The sequence below is a fragment of the Terriglobia bacterium genome (genome assembly GCA_020072785.1).
Classification (GTDB): Bacteria; Acidobacteriota; Terriglobia; order Acidiferrales; family UBA7541; genus Acidiferrum.
On sequence record JAIQGG010000004.1, the window covers coordinates 1 to 15,239 of the forward strand.

The 15,239-nt window shown below is 63.4% G+C and carries 10 protein-coding genes and 1 tRNA gene; all 11 read left to right on the forward strand.

Going from position 1 to position 15,239, the window contains the following annotated elements; genetic code table 11:
- Nucleotides 1-81 (forward strand): 50S ribosomal protein L33 (gene rpmG, locus LAN61_11490; GenBank protein ID MBZ5541128.1); only part of this gene is annotated, 81 nt, incomplete at its 5' end.
- Nucleotides 82-115: 34 nt separating this feature from the next.
- Nucleotides 116-190, forward strand: a tRNA-Trp gene (locus tag LAN61_11495).
- A gap of 66 nt (nt 191-256) precedes the next feature.
- Nucleotides 257-535 carry a preprotein translocase subunit SecE gene (secE, locus tag LAN61_11500; GenBank protein ID MBZ5541129.1) on the forward strand — a complete coding sequence of 93 codons (279 nt, stop codon included), beginning with the start codon at nt 257-259 and terminating at the stop codon, nt 533-535.
- A gap of 16 nt (nt 536-551) precedes the next feature.
- On the forward strand, nt 552-1,085 hold the full coding sequence (gene nusG / locus LAN61_11505) for a transcription termination/antitermination protein NusG (GenBank protein ID MBZ5541130.1): 534 nt from the start codon (nt 552-554) through the stop codon (nt 1,083-1,085).
- A gap of 33 nt (nt 1,086-1,118) precedes the next feature.
- On the forward strand, nt 1,119-1,547 hold the full coding sequence (rplK, locus tag LAN61_11510; GenBank protein MBZ5541131.1) for a 50S ribosomal protein L11: 429 nt from the start codon (nt 1,119-1,121) through the stop codon (nt 1,545-1,547).
- A gap of 28 nt (nt 1,548-1,575) precedes the next feature.
- Entirely contained in the window at nt 1,576-2,289 is a 714-nt protein-coding gene (rplA, locus tag LAN61_11515; protein ID MBZ5541132.1) for a 50S ribosomal protein L1, read from the forward strand.
- Between the two features lie 14 nt (nt 2,290-2,303).
- Nucleotides 2,304-2,831, forward strand: a complete 528-nt coding sequence (rplJ, locus tag LAN61_11520) for a 50S ribosomal protein L10 (GenBank protein ID MBZ5541133.1) — start codon at nt 2,304-2,306, stop codon at nt 2,829-2,831.
- 81 nt (nt 2,832-2,912) lie between these two features.
- Nucleotides 2,913-3,290, forward strand: a complete 378-nt coding sequence (gene rplL / locus LAN61_11525) for a 50S ribosomal protein L7/L12 (protein MBZ5541134.1) — start codon at nt 2,913-2,915, stop codon at nt 3,288-3,290.
- Between the two features lie 257 nt (nt 3,291-3,547).
- Nucleotides 3,548-7,981 carry a DNA-directed RNA polymerase subunit beta gene (rpoB, locus tag LAN61_11530; protein MBZ5541135.1) on the forward strand — a complete coding sequence of 1,478 codons (4,434 nt, stop codon included), beginning with the start codon at nt 3,548-3,550 and terminating at the stop codon, nt 7,979-7,981.
- A gap of 141 nt (nt 7,982-8,122) precedes the next feature.
- Entirely contained in the window at nt 8,123-12,322 is a 4,200-nt protein-coding gene (rpoC, locus tag LAN61_11535; GenBank protein MBZ5541136.1) for a DNA-directed RNA polymerase subunit beta', read from the forward strand.
- A gap of 258 nt (nt 12,323-12,580) precedes the next feature.
- A complete protein-coding gene (locus LAN61_11540) occupies nt 12,581-15,217 on the forward strand; it encodes a PAS domain S-box protein (protein ID MBZ5541137.1) in 2,637 nt (878 codons plus the stop codon).
- The last annotated feature ends 22 nt before the right edge of the window (nt 15,218-15,239 follow it).

A 15,239-nucleotide genomic window follows, 5' to 3' on the forward strand; every position in this document is an offset into this window, starting at 1 on the left:
AAGAAGCACTCCGAGCGGCTGGAGACCAAGAAGTTTTGCAATACGTGCCGCAAGCAGACCGCGCACAAAGAAGTGAAGTAAGGCTGGCGCAGGGGTTTGGGACAGTCCCGAGTTTAGGGGAGTAGGTTTAACGGTAGACCATCGGTCTCCAAAACCGAGAGTGGGGGTTCGAATCCCTCCTCCCCTGCCAGATGGAAGAGCGCCTGCCGGACCGGGTGACGGCGGCGCCGGGCAAGGAAACGAAGAGGCAGGCAGAATGGCCACGCAGGCGGTCAAAGTGAAGAATGAAGAAGCGCAGGGCGGAATCGGCGGCGAGCTCGGGCAGAAGGTGACGGGCACGGTGCAGAACACGCGGGAATTTCTGCACGAAGTGCGCGTGGAGATGAAGCAGGTGACCTGGCCGACGCGCGAGGACGTGGTTTCGACGACGGGTGTGGTGATCGTGACGGTGTTCTTCTTCGGCGTATTCCTGTGGCTCGTGGATATGGGCGTGCAGAGCGTGGTGCAGTACGTATTCAAACTGTTTGGAGTGTAGAGGGGAACGCACGTTCATGGCGATGCAGTGGTACATCATTCACACCTATTCTGGGTTTGAGAAGAAGGTGAAGGAAAGTCTGGAAGGGCGGGTGGCGGCGTTCGGGCTGCAGGACAAGATCGGGCGCGTGCTGATCCCGATGGAAGACGTCGTGGAAGTGCGCGGCGGGAAGAAAGTGGTTTCGGAGCGGATGTCCTATCCGGGCTACGTGCTGGTGGAGATGGACCTGGACGAGAACACCTGGCACGTGGTGCGGTCGACGCCGCGGGTGACGGGGTTTGTGGGATCGGCGACGAATCCCTCGCCGCTGAGCCACGAGGAAGTGGATGCGATCATCAATCGCGTGCACGTTCCGGCGGACCGCCCCAAGCCCAAGGTGATTTTCGAGCGCAACGAGCAAGTGCGCATCGTGGACGGCCCGTTCGCGAATTTCAACGGTACGGTGGAGGAAGTGGATTCCGACCACAGCCGGCTCAAGGTTTCGGTGACGATTTTCGGGCGTTCGACGCCGGTGGAACTGGATTTCGCGAGCGTGGAAAAGCTGGCGTAGCCGGCGCGGTCCAGAGGGAGATCGAGGCAGGACATGGCGAAGAAAGTACAGACAACGGTGAAGCTGCAGCTGGCGGCCGCGAAGGCCACGCCGGCGCCGCCGGTGGGCACGGCACTCGGCCCGCACGGCGTGAACATCATGGATTTCTGCAAGCAGTTTAATGCCAAGACGGCGAAAGAGCCGGAAGGCATGATCATCCCGGTGCTGGTGACGATCTACACCGACCGGACATTTTCGTTCATCACCAAGACACCGCCGGCCAGCGAACTGCTGAAGCGCGCGGCGGGGGTGGTGAAGGGCTCGGCGGAGCCCAACCGCAACAAGGTCGGCAAAGTCACCAAGAAGCAGGTGGAAGAGATCGCCAAGACCAAGCTCGTGGACCTGAACACCACGAACCTGGAATCGGCTGTCCGCACGGTGATGGGCACGGCGCGGAACATGGGACTGGAAGTCACGGAATAACGAAGTCGCGATCAGGGAGTTGCACGCCATGCGGAAGAAAGCCGGAAAGAAAATGGAAGGCGCGCGCAAGCAGGTGGAAGCGCGGCCGTACAAGCTCGCCGAAGCGGCGGAGCTGCTGAAGAAGACGCATCACACCAAGTTCAACGAAACGGTGGAGCTGGCCGTGAACCTGGGCGTGGACCCCAAGCATTCCGACCAGGTGGTGCGCGGGACGGTGGGGCTGCCGCACGGACTGGGCAAGTCGGTGCGCGTGCTGGTCATCGCCGGCGGCGACAAGGTGCGCGAGGCGCGGGAAGCGGGCGCAGATTTCGTGGGCGGCGATGACATGGTGCAGAAGATCGTGGAAGGGTGGACGGATTACGAAGCGGTGATCGCCACGCCGGACATGATGAAGTCCGCGGGCAAGCTGGGCAAGGTGCTGGGGCCGCGCGGGCTGATGCCCAACCCCAAGACCGGCACGGTCACCTTCGAAGTGGGCAAGGCGATCAAGGAGATCAAGGCCGGCAAGGTGGAGTTCCGGGTGGACAAGGCCGGGATCGTGCACTGCGCGATCGGCAAGATCCAGTTCGACGCCGCGAAGCTGGCGGAAAACGCGCACGCGGTGCTGGCGGCCATCACCAAGGCCAAGCCTGCGGCGGCCAAAGGCAAGTACATCCAGAAAATCACGCTGACCTCCACGATGGGGCCGGGGATCCTGATTGACCTGGTCGACGCGGAAACAGCGATCGCCGCAGCGGCATAGCGGAGCGGGAAACCATGAAAAAGCGCAGCGAAAAGCAACAGGACCTGGACAAGCTGAAGACCGAGCTGGCCAAGGTGTCGACGGTGATCCTGACGACGTTTCAGGGCATCACGGTGGAAGACGACACGCGGCTGCGCCGCGCGGTGCAGGCGGCGGGCGGGCGCTACAAGGTGGTGAAGAATACGCTGGCGGAGCGCGCCGGGGTGGGCACTTCCGCGGAGCCGCTGCTCAAGGACCTCAAGGGCACGCATTCCATCGCCTACACGGATACGGATCCGGTGGCGCTGGCGAAGGCGCTGACCAAGGTGGCCAAGGATGTGCCGGCGTTCAAGTTCAAGGCCGGAGTGGTGGAAGGGCGCGTGTTGTCGATCGCGGAGATTCAGCAACTGGCGAGCCTGCCGTCGAAGGAGGAACTGATCAGTAAGATCATGTTCCTGCTGAACGCGCCGGCGCAGCGCATCGCCGCGGCGCTCAACGCTCTGCCGCGCAACCTGGCGGTAACGGTGAGCGAGGCCGTGAAGGCCAACAAGTTTGGGTCCTAACCCGCAAGGGCCGGGTGGCGCGAGCCTCCCGGGAAGGTCCAATAACAATTCATTTTGTTCTTGAGAGGAGAAGAAACAGTCATGGCGAAAGTGGAGACGATACTGGACGAGATCAAGGGGCTGACGCTTCTGGAAGCCTCGGATCTCGTAAAGAAAATGGAAGAAGCCTTCGGGGTTTCCGCGGCAGCGGCGACGTCGGTGGTAGTGGCGGGCGGCGGGGCAGCGGGAGCGGCACCGGCGGAAGAGAAAACGGAGTTCGCCGTGGTGCTGACCGACGTGGGCGCGAACAAGATCAACGTCATCAAGGCGGTGCGCGAAGTGACGAGCCTGGGGCTGAAGGAAGCCAAGGACCTCGTGGATGGCGCGCCGAAGACCGTCAAAGAGGGCGTGAACAAGGACGAGGCGGCCACAATCAAGAAGAAGTTCGAAGACGCCGGCGCCAAAGTCGAAATCAAGTAAGGGTGGCGGCGGCTTGGGCCGCTGCCAGGCGGGTTTCATAGCGAGGCGCGGCGCCCGGGCGGCAGGGCCGCGCCAGAGGAATCGTCGTACGCAATTCGAGACTGAGTGTTACTTCAACTTCATACGTCCTGCCGGGACCACCGGCGGCCGTGTGCGCGCTGACTTCGGACGGGAGGCGCCGCACCACGGCCGGGTGTCTTCAGTGTCCGCACGCTGCTCGAAAGGGTTGAGTCCGAAAGGGACGAGGTAGATCACGCATGGCGAACAGAAATCAACATGTCCGGGAACGGCAGCGGCTGGATTTCGCGAAAATCCAGAGCTCGATTCAGATTCCCAACCTGATTGAAGTCCAGATGAAGTCGTATCAGCGCTTCCTGCAGATGGATTTGCTGCCGAGCGAGCGCGAAGACGGCGGGCTGCAGTCGGTGTTCACGTCGGTGTTTCCGATCCGGGATTTCCGCGAGATGTCGCAGCTGGACTTCGTGGACTATTCCATCGGCAACTGGGAGTGCAAGTGCAGCAACCTGAAGGGGCTGCACCACCTGCGGGCCACCTGCCGCAGCTGCGGGGCCTCGGTGGTAACCAATCCCTACCAGACCGGGGACGTGATCTGCGCAAAGTGCGGCACGTTCAACAAGAACACGCCGACGTTCTGCAACAAGTGCGGCGACCCCGTAGCCATGCAACTGAAGTACGACGTGACCGAGTGCGAGGAGCGCGGGATGACCTACTCCGCGCCGCTGAAGGTCACCATCCGGCTGACCATTTACGACAAGGACCCGGATACCGGGGCCAAGACCATCCGGGACATCAAGGAACAGGAAGTATTCTACGGCGACATTCCGCTGATGACGGAGAACGGGACGTTCGTCATCAACGGCACGGAGCGGGTCATCGTCAGCCAGCTGCACCGCTCGCCGGGCGTCTTTTATGAAAGCTCGAACAACCGCACCTACTTCCTGGGGAAGATCATTCCCTACCGCGGGTCGTGGGTGGAATTCGAATACGACACCAAGAACATCCTGTACGTGCGCATCGACCGCAAGCGCAAGTTCCTGGGGTCGATCTTCCTGCGCGCGCTGGGGTTGAAGAGCAACGAAGAGATCCTGCGGACGTTTTACCAGGTGGAGCGCATCTCGCTGCGCGACAAGGAGCTGTTCTGGAACGTGTCGCAGGGCCTGGTGGACCGCAAGCTGGCGCATGAAATCAAGCATCCGAAGAGCGAGGAAGTGCTGGTGGGGGCGCACAAGCGCATCAGCGAGGCGCTGTTCAAGGAGCTGGTGAAGGCCAAGGTCAGCCAGGTGCGGGTCACGCTGGGAGACCTGGAGGGCGCCTACAGCGTCGCCGACGTGGTCAACCGGCAGACCGGCGAAGTGCTGCTGGAAGCCAACAAGCCGCTGACCGGGGATCTGTACCAGGCGTTTGCCGAAGCGGGCATCGCCGAAGTGGACGTGTTCTTCCCGGAGCGTGACGAGATCGGGATCGTCCTTTCGCGCACGCTGGACAAGGACTCCATCCGTTCGCCCAAGGAAGCGCTGATCGAAATCTACCGCAAGCTGCGTCCAGGCGATCCGCCGACGCTGGAGACGGCCACGAATCTGTTCCGCGGGATGTTCTTCGACCCGCGCAAGTACGATTTCAGCCGCGTGGGGCGGCTGAAGTTCAACATCAAGCTGGGGATGGACACGCCGCTGGACAACCGCACGCTGGACACGGTGGATTTCGTGGCGGCCATCAAGTATCTGTTCAAGCTGCGCAAGAGCATCGGGGTGGTGGACGACATCGACCATCTGGGTAACCGCCGCGTGCGCGCGGTGGGCGAACTGCTGGAAAACCAGTTCCGCATCGGACTGGTGCGCATGGAACGCGCCATCAAGGAAAAGATGAGCGTGTACCAGGAGATGTCCACGGCCATGCCGCACGACCTGGTGAACGCCAAGCCGGTGATGGCGGCGATCCGGGAATTCTTCGGCAGCTCGCAGCTCAGCCAGTTCATGGACCAGACCAACCCCCTCAGCGAGATCACGCACAAGCGGCGTCTTTCGGCCCTGGGTCCGGGCGGATTGTCCCGCGAGCGCGCGGGGTTCGAAGTGCGCGACGTGCACCCGACGCACTACGGGCGCATCTGCCCGATTGAGACGCCGGAAGGCCCGAACATCGGACTGATCAGCTCGCTTTCCTGCTTTGCGCGGATCAACGATTACGGCTTCATCGAGTCGCCGTACCGCAAGGTGAAGAGCGGGCGGGTGATCGACTACGTGCAAATCGTGAACGCCGGCGACAGCGAGTACAAGGTCGGCGAGACGGTGGAGAAGGACCGCGTCGAAGAGCTCAACGAAGAGCTGAAGCGGCGCAAGGTGACGCACGAACCGTACTGCTTCTACCTGTCGGCGTGGGAAGAGGACAAGTACGTAGTGGCGCAGGCCAACGTGGCGCTGGACGAGCGCGGCAAGATCACCACGGAACTGGTGAACTGCCGGCAGGCGGGCAACTTCGTGCTGAAGAGCCGCGAAGAAGTGGACTATGTGGACGTGTCGCCGAAGCAGCTGGTTTCGGTGGCCGCGAGCCTGATCCCGTTCCTGGAGAACGACGACGCCAACCGCGCGCTGATGGGTTCGAACATGCAGCGCCAAGCCGTACCGCTGATCCGCGGGGAAGCGCCGCTGGTGGGCACGGGCATGGAAAGGGTCACGGCGCGGGACTCGGGCGCAGTGGTGCTGTGCCGCCGCGAAGGCATCGTGGACCAAGTGGACAGCGAGCGCATCATCGTGCGCGTGGAATCCGACCACTCCGGGGTGCTGAGCCGCGAAGTGGGAGCGGACATCTACACGCTGACGAAGTTCAAGCGCTCCAACCAGAACACCTGCATCAACCAGAAGCCGCTGGTGCGCGTGGGCGACCGCGTGAAGAAGGGGCAGGTGCTGGCCGACGGGCCGTGTACGGATCGCGGCGAGCTGGCGCTGGGACGCAACGTCCTGGTGGCCTTCCTGCCGTGGCGCGGATACAACTTCGAAGACGCCATCCTGGTCAGCGAAAAGCTGGTCAAGGACGATTACTACACCTCGATCCACATCGAAGAGTACGAAATCGAGGCGCGGGACACCAAGCTGGGGCCCGAGGAAGTCACGCGGGACATCCCCAACATCAGCGAGACGTTCCTGCGCAACCTGGACGAGAGCGGCGTGATCCGCATCGGCGCGGTGATCAAGCCAGGCGACATCCTGGTAGGCAAGGTGACGCCCAAGGGCGAAACCACGCTGACGCCGGAAGAGAAGCTGCTGCGGGCGATCTTCGGCGAAAAAGCCGGGGACGTGCGCGACGCCTCGCTGTATACCCCGCCGGGCATCGAGGGCACGATCGTGGACGTAAAGGTCTTCTGCCGCAAGGGCGCGGAGAAGGACGAACGCCACAAGGCCATCGAAGCGGCGCAGGTCTTCAAGCTGGAGAAGAACCTGGCCGATGAAATCCGCATCCTGACCGACGAGCGCTTGAAGCGGCTTTCGGACCTGCTGGCCGGCAAGACGCTGGTCGCCGACCTGCACGACGAGAAGACCAACAAGCGCCTGCTCACCAAGGGCACGGATCTGACGCGCGAGATCATCGAAAAGATTTCGACGCGCAATCTGAAGCGCCTGAAGCTGAACGAGCGCGACCCGCTCCTGATCGAAAAGATCGAGGAGATCGAGGAGATGACGTCGCGGCAGATCGACGTGCTGCGCAAGATCACCGAGGAGCGCAAGGAAAAGCTGAAGAAGGGCGACGAACTGCCGCCGGGCGTGATCAAGATGGTGAAGGTCTATATCGCGATGAAGCGCAAGCTCTCCATCGGCGACAAAATGGCCGGGCGCCACGGCAATAAGGGCGTCATCGCGCGCATCGTGCCGGAAGAAGACATGCCGTGCCTGCCGGACGGCACGCCGGTGGAGATCGTGCTGAACCCGCTGGGCGTGCCTTCGCGCATGAACGTCGGGCAGATTCTGGAGACGCACCTGGGCTGGGCGGGCAAGGAGCTGGGCCACAGCCTGGCGCGCCTGCTGAGCAAGGAAGTGCGTGCCGAGGCGCTGCGGCGGTGGTTCCGCGAAGTGTTCTCGGAAACGGCCATCTGGAAATCGCTCTCCAAGCTGGACGACGAGGAGCTGCTGGAAATGGCCGAAGGCTTCCGGGAGGGCATTCCGTTCGCCACGCCGGTGTTCGACGGCGCGCGCGAAATGGAGATCCGCCACCTGCTGGAAGTGGCGGGCCTGCCGCATGCCGGCAAGCTCAACCTTTTCGACGGCATGACCGGAGAACAGTTCGACCAGCCGATTACCGTGGGCTACATCTACATGCTCAAGCTGTCGCATCTGGTGGACGACAAGATCCACGCGCGTTCCATCGGGCCGTATTCGCTGATCACCCAGCAGCCGCTGGGCGGCAAGGCGCAGTTCGGCGGGCAGCGTTTCGGAGAAATGGAAGTGTGGGCGCTGGAAGCTTACGGAGCGGCGCACATTCTGCAGGAGCTGCTCACGGCGAAGTCCGACGACGTCTATGGCCGCGCGAAGATCTACGAGGCCATCGTCAAGGGCGAGCCGGGCATCGAGCCGGGCGTGCCGGAGTCGTTCAACGTGCTGGTGCGCGAACTGCAGTCGCTGTGCCTGGACGTGGAGTTGATGAAGCGGCAGAAGCCTGCGGTGGAGAAGGCGGCCGACTAAGATCGCCGGGGGACGTTCCGGTTTCGGCCAGAACGTCCTCCCGGCAAGAGTTTTGTAATCGGGTTCTCAGCCGGTCGCGTTTCGCAAGAGAGCGACCGCAACCCGGGCCGACGAGGTCGGACCGGGAGGGAGGAAACAACCTTGTATCGCAGCAGCCCATATGATCGCGCCAGCTTGATCGCGGATTTCGATTCGATCCGCATCAGTTTGGCGAGTCCGGAAAAGATCCGTTCCTGGTCGCACGGCGAAGTCACCAAGCCGGAGACGATCAACTACCGCACGTTCAAGCCGGAGCGTGACGGATTGTTCTGCGCCAAGATTTTCGGCCCGGTCACCGACTGGGAGTGCCTGTGCGGCAAGTACAAGCGCATGAAGCACCGCGGAGTAATCTGCGACAAGTGCGGCGTGGAAGTGACGCTGAGCAAGGTGCGCCGCGAACGGCTGGGGCACATCGAGCTGGCGTCGCCGTGCTCGCACGTGTGGTTCTTCAAGGGCCTGCCGAGCCGCATCGGCTACCTGCTGGACATTTCCATGCGCGATCTGGAGCGCATCCTGTACTTCGAAGCCTTCGTGGTGGTGGACGCCGGCGACGTGGCCGTGCTGCGCGAGCGGGAAGTGCTGCTGGAGGACAAGTACCGCGAGCTGCAGAAGGAATTTCCGGGGCAGTTCCGCGCGATCATGGGCGCGGAGGCCATCAAGGAGCTGCTGCGGCGCGTGGAAGTGGACAAGCTGGCGGATGAGCTGCGCGAGAAGATGAAGGCGGATCCGTCGCTGCAGAAGCGGATCAAGTTCGCCAAGCGCCTGAAGGTCCTGGAAGCGTTCCGCAAGAGCGGCAACAAACCGGAGTGGATGATTCTGGACGTGATCCCGGTGCTTCCGCCGGAGCTGCGCCCGCTGGTGCCTCTGGACGGCGGGCGTTTCGCAACCTCCGACCTGAACGATCTGTACCGCCGGGTGATCAACCGCAACAACCGGCTGAAGAAGCTGATGGAGCTGCGCGCGCCGGACGTGATCGTGCGCAACGAAAAGCGCATGCTGCAGGAAGCGGTGGACGCGCTGTTCGACAACGGCCGCCGCGGCCGCGTGCTGCGCGGCACTAACAACCGCCCGCTGAAGTCGCTTTCCGACACGCTGAAGGGCAAGCAGGGGCGCTTCCGGCAGAACCTGCTGGGCAAGCGCGTGGACTATTCCGGCCGCTCGGTGATTGTGGTGGGCCCGGAGCTGAAGCTCAACCAGTGCGGACTGCCGAAGACGATGGCGCTGGAGCTGTTCAAGCCGTTCATCTATCACAAGCTGGAAGCCGGAGGCCACTGCACGACCATCAAGCAGGCCAAGGAGATGGTCGAACAGAAGGAACCCGTGGTGTGGGACATTCTCGAGGACGTCATCCACGAGCATCCGGTGCTGCTGAACCGCGCACCGACGCTGCACCGCCTGGGCATTCAGGCGTTCGAGCCGGTGCTGGTGGAAGGCAAGGCCATCCGCATTCACCCGCTGGTGTGCACGGCGTTCAACGCCGACTTCGACGGCGACCAGATGGCGGTGCACATTCCGCTGTCGCCGGAATCGCAGGTGGAAGCGTCGGTGCTGATGCTGAGCTCGCGCAATATCCTGTCGCCGGCGCACGGACTGCCGCTGGCCGTGCCCTCGCAGGACATGGTGCTGGGCCTCTACTATCTGACCAAGGCCAAGCCCGGAGCCAAGGGCGAAGGGCGGGTGTTCGGCTCGCCCGAAGAAGTGATCCTGGCGCTGGAAGCGGGCGAAGTCGAGCTGCTGAGCTCGATCCGGCTGCGCTACACCGGCGAAGCCATGGATCTGACCACGGCGTACGACAATCAGGACGTGACGCATACCGAGCCGGTGAAGCTGCAGCGGCAGTTCATTCAGACGACGGTCGGGCGGGTGATCTTCAATTCCAGTCTGCCGCCCAACATGCCGTTCATCAACGGGCTGCTGAAGAAAAAGGGCGTGCAGCAACTGGTCTATTACGCCTACCTGCGCTTCGGCCTGGAGAGCACGGTACTGCTGCTGGACCGGCTGAAGGAGCTGGGCTTCTACTACGCCACGCGTTCCGGCATGTCCATCGGGATCGACGACATGGTCATCCCGAGCGTAAAGCCCAAGCTGGTGGAGGCTGCGGAAAAGGAAGTCGTCAAGGTGCAGCAGCAGTACCTGGACGGCGCGATTACCAACGGCGAGCGCTACAACAAGGTCATCGCCATCTGGGGCGACGTTACCGAAAAAGTCGCGGACGAGATGTTCAAGGCGCTCGAAGCGCAGGACAAGGAAGGCGCCATCAACCCCGTCTACGTCATGGCGGACTCCGGGGCGCGCGGATCGAAACAGCAGATTCGCCAGCTTTCCGGCATGCGCGGACTAATGGCCAAACCCTCGGGCGAAGTCATCGAGACGCCGATCACCTCGAACTTCCGCGAAGGGCTGACCGTGCTGCAGTACTTCATCTCCACGCACGGCGCGCGCAAGGGTCTGGCGGATACGGCGCTGAAGACGGCCGATTCCGGCTACCTGACGCGGCGCCTGGTGGACGTGGCCCAGGACGTGATCATCAACGAGCTGGACTGCGGCACCGGGGAAGGCATCTACGTCGAGCCGATCATCGAAGCCGGGGTGGAAGTGGAGCCGCTGCGCGACCGCATCGTGGGCCGCGTGTCGCTGGAGAAGATCCGCGACTTCGAAGGCAACGTGATTGTCGATGTCAACCAGGAGATCAACGAGGAACTGGCGAGCTCCGTGCAGGCGGCGGGGATCGAGCGGGTGCGCATCCGCTCGGTGCTGACGTGCGAATCGCGGCGCGGCGTTTGCGCGCTGTGCTACGGACGCAATCTGGCCAGCGGGCGCATGGTGGAGCTGGGCGAGGCCGTGGGCGTGATCGCCGCGCAGTCCATCGGAGAACCGGGAACGCAGCTGACGATGCGGACGTTCCACATCGGCGGAACGGCGACGCGCGTGAGCGAGCGCTCGACGCTGGAAGCGCGCAACAACGGCGTGGTCAAGTTCATAGACCTGAAGCACGTGGTGGGGCGTGGCGGAGGATTGATCGCCATGAACCGCTCGGGCCTGATCGCCATCCTGGACGAAAAGGGGCGCGAAAAGGAACGCTATCACGTGGTGTACGGCGCGCGGCTGCGGGTGGCCGACGGCGAACACGTCACGCACGGGCAGATCCTGGCCGAATGGGATCCGTTCACCTTCTCGATCCTTACGGAAACGGCGGGCAGCGTGAAGTTCGACGACCTGCGTCCGGGTCTGACGATCGAAGAGCAGGTGGACGAAGTCACCGGGCTGTCGCAGCTGGTGGTCACTCTGCCGCCGGGCGATGAAAAGCATCAGCCGGCCATTCTGATCCGCGATTCCGCGGGCAAGACCCGCAAGAAGTACCTCATGCCGTCGCGCGCGCACTTGATGGTGCAGGACGGGGACGAGGTGCAGGCCGGCGACGTGCTCGCGAAGATCCCGCGCGAGACCACCAAGACCAAGGACATCACGGGCGGTCTGCCGCGCGTCGTGGAACTGTTCGAGACGCGCAAGCCCAAGGATCCCGCGGTCATCAGCGAAGTGGACGGCGTGGTGCGCTACGGGGAGATCAGCAAGGGCATGCGCAAGGTCCACGTGGAGAGCGAGGACGGGAAGACGACCAAGGAATACCCAATCCCGCGCGGCGTGCACATCAACGTGCAGGAAGGCGAGCACGTGAAAGCCGGCGAGGCGTTGATCGACGGCCCGCTCAACCTGCATGACCTGCTGGCGGTGCTGGGCGAGAAGTTCACCCAGGCCTACCTGGTGAACGCGATTCAGGAAGTTTACCGGCTGCAGGGCGTGAACATCAACGACAAGCACATCGAGACGATCGCCCGGCAGATGATGCGCTGGGTGAAGGTCGAAGACGTGGGCGACACGACGTTCCTCCTCGAGGAGCAGGTGGACAAGTTCCGCTTCCGCGAAGAGAACGACCGGGTGATCGCCGACGGCGGGCGCCCGGCAACCGGCCGTCCGCTGCTCCTGGGCATCACCAAGGCGTCGCTGTCCACGGACTCGTTCATCTCCGCGGCCAGCTTCCAGGAGACCACCCGCGTGCTCACGGAAGCGGCGGTCGCGGGAAAGGTGGACTATCTGCGCGGCCTGAAGGAAAACGTCATCATGGGCCGCCTGATCCCGGCCGGGACGGGTTTGGAGCACTACCGCAGCGCTCGCCTGCTGACGGAAATTCCGGCACCGGCGCCTTCGGAAGAGATTCCGGAAGCCGCCGAGCTGACGGCCGAAGAGGCTGCGGCGCTGGACTTCCTGCGCAAAGACGACGCCGAAGCCACGGCAGAAGGTTAAACCGGGGAACCAGCGGGGCTCCGCGAGCCCGCCAGGAGAGGTTCTCGAAGGCGTCCGGGTCCCGGGGTTCAGGGCCCGGGCGCCTTTTTCTTTTTGGGGCTGTCTTGTGGCGCCCGGGGAAGCGCCAGCGGGGCGGGAAGGGTATCATTCAGGAACGTTCCTTCGCCGGAGGGATTGCCGCGGGCGGGGATCGTTTCTACACTGAGCCATCGGCCCGCATGTATCTCTTGGCCCGGGGGACAGTCTTTTTCCGACGTCATGCCCGATACTGACCAGCGCGCCTCCGCTTTTCTTCCGGAAGCCCACGGCCCGGGCAGCACCCCTGCAAGCGATTCCGCTCGGCTGGAGCAGTTCGAGCGGCGGCAGAACGAACTGTGGCAGCAGGCCTTTCTCCTGCTTTTCATCCTGACGATTTTCTTCGCATGGATTTCCTGGGATTCGACGCGCATCCTGGCAAACCAATACAAAGTGCTGCCCATCGGTCTGGTGGTGCTGGTAGCCCTGTTCGGCTTGCATACGTGGAGGAAGTCGCGGGAGATCCACCGATTGCGCGAGCTGTTGCGCGGACTGCAGCGGGACGCCGCGCCGCCCAGCGAGAAGCAGCTCGACCACCTGTACGGACTGATTACCCGCTCGCAGCAGGGATACCGCGAACTCATTGATTCGTTCGGCGAAATACTCCTGGCGCTCACGCCGAAGGGAAACGTGCGCGCGGCCAACCGGAGTTTCGCGGAACTGGTGGGAGCGCCCTTTCCCCAGATCATTGGCCGTCCGATCCTGGATTTTCTGGAGGCAGCGGAGGCTGGCGGACAGAAGGCGGACGAGCACTCTCTGCAGCACTTCCTGGAGCAGCGCCACTGGGCGGGTGTGGTGAAGACGCAGGTGCGGGGCAGCAATACGCCGCGCTATTTCGATTGCGTGGCGCACGCCATGGTCCGCGGCGACAAGGTGCACGGGATCACGCTGCTGGCGCGGGACATCACCGTGCTGCGCGAGAGCGAGGCGCGCTTTACGGAGCTGTTCGAAACCCTGCAGGAAGGCATCTACATCGTCACCCCGGACGAGCGCATCGTGGACGTCAATCCGGCCCTGGTGCGCATGCTGGGCTACGACTCCAAAGAAGAGTTGCTGGGCCGGCGGGTTTCCGAGTTCTTCGAGGATTCGCAGGACGTAACACGTTTTTTGCGGGAGGCAGAAGGCAGGGCGGGGATGCAGGTGCGGGAGGTCCGGCTGCGGCGGAAGGAAGGCGTGCCGGTGGTCTGCCTGAATACGGCCACGACGGTGCGCGATGCCTCCGGAGCGGTGCTGCGCTATCAGGGCGCGCTGATGGACATGACCGAGCAGCGGAAGATGGAGCGGCGGCTGTACAAGGAGCAAGAGTTCGCGCGCCAGCTCGTGGAGAGCTTTCCGGACCTGATCCTGGTGCTGGATACGGCCGGGCACTACACGTTTGTCAGCGGGCAGGTGAAGGAAATTCTGGGCTACGACCTGGACGAAACCGAGAATATGACCTTCGGGGACCGCACCCACCCGGAAGATCGCACCGCGCTGCACACGCTGTTCGACGAGGTGGTGGCGGGGAAAAAGACGTTCGCGTCGCTGGAGACTCGCATTCAGCACAGGCAGGGCGACTGGCGGCGGATGCGGCTGCATTTCAGCCCGCTGACCAGCGAGTCCGGAAAAATCGAGGGAGTGGTGATTTCGGCGCGGGACGTCACGCAGCTCAAGCGCCTGGAAGAGCAGCTCATCCAGTCGGAAAAGCTGGCGGCCATGGGGCAGATGCTTGCCGGCGTGGCGCACGAACTCAATAATCCGCTCACCGCCGTTCTGGGGATCACCGAGCTGCTCCGGGAGCGCGCCGACCTGGACGCCGCGGCTCAGAGGCAGCTGGAGTTGACGCACCGCCAGGCGCGGCGTGCGGCGCGAATCGTGCAGAACCTGCTGGATTTTTCGCGGCCGGCCGCGCCGCAGAAAAAGCTACTGAGCGTCAGCCCGCTCGTCGAGCGCACCCTGCAGCTCCACGAGCACTCCCTGCGGCAGAGCAAGATCGCCGTGGAATTCCACCCCGACCCGGCGCTGCCCTCGGTGATGGGAGACGCCAACCAGCTTGTCCAGGTATTTCTCAACCTGATCACCAACGCGGAACACGCGATTCGCGAAGTGCGCGATTCCGGGAAGATTTTGGTGCGCTTGCATCGTGCGGGAGACCGCGTCGCGGTGACCATCCAGGACGATGGTGTGGGGATCCATCAGGAAGCGCTGCCGAAGCTCTTTGACCCGTTCTACACGACGAAGCGGCCGGGAGGCGGCACGGGGCTGGGATTGAGCATCTGCATGGCGATTGTGCGCGAGCATCACGGGAGCATCGAAGCCGAAACGCTGCCGGGAGGCGGGTCGGCGTTCACCGTGTGGCTGCCCGCGGCAGGGCAGCCGCAGGCGGCTTCCACGGTGATGGACACGGCGGCGCACACTGTCGGCGAGCTGCGGCAGATGGCCGACGTCCTCAAGGGCCGCTCGGTCCTTGTGGTGGATGACGAGGAAAGCATCCGCCAACTGCTCGAAGAAGGGCTGACGGCGCAGGGACTGCATGTGGATTCCGCGGCGGATTGCGCGGGGGCGCTGGCGTGCGTGCAGCGCATCGAATATGACGCGATTCTGTGCGATCTCAATCTGACGGTGGGCGGGGTGAGCGGCAAGGAGACGGCCGAGCGCATTCTGAGCGCGCAAGCGCGCAAACCCGCGATCATCTTCATGACCGGGGACCTGATGACCGCTGCCGGCGCCGATGCCGAGGGCGGGCCGCGCTGGAGGCTGCAGAAACCCTTCCGCGTTTCGGAGGCGCTGGCGATACTTGTCGAGGTCTTCTCCGCCAGTAATGAGTCTCTCGCGAAATAGCCCCACCGCCGGGCTGCTGCCA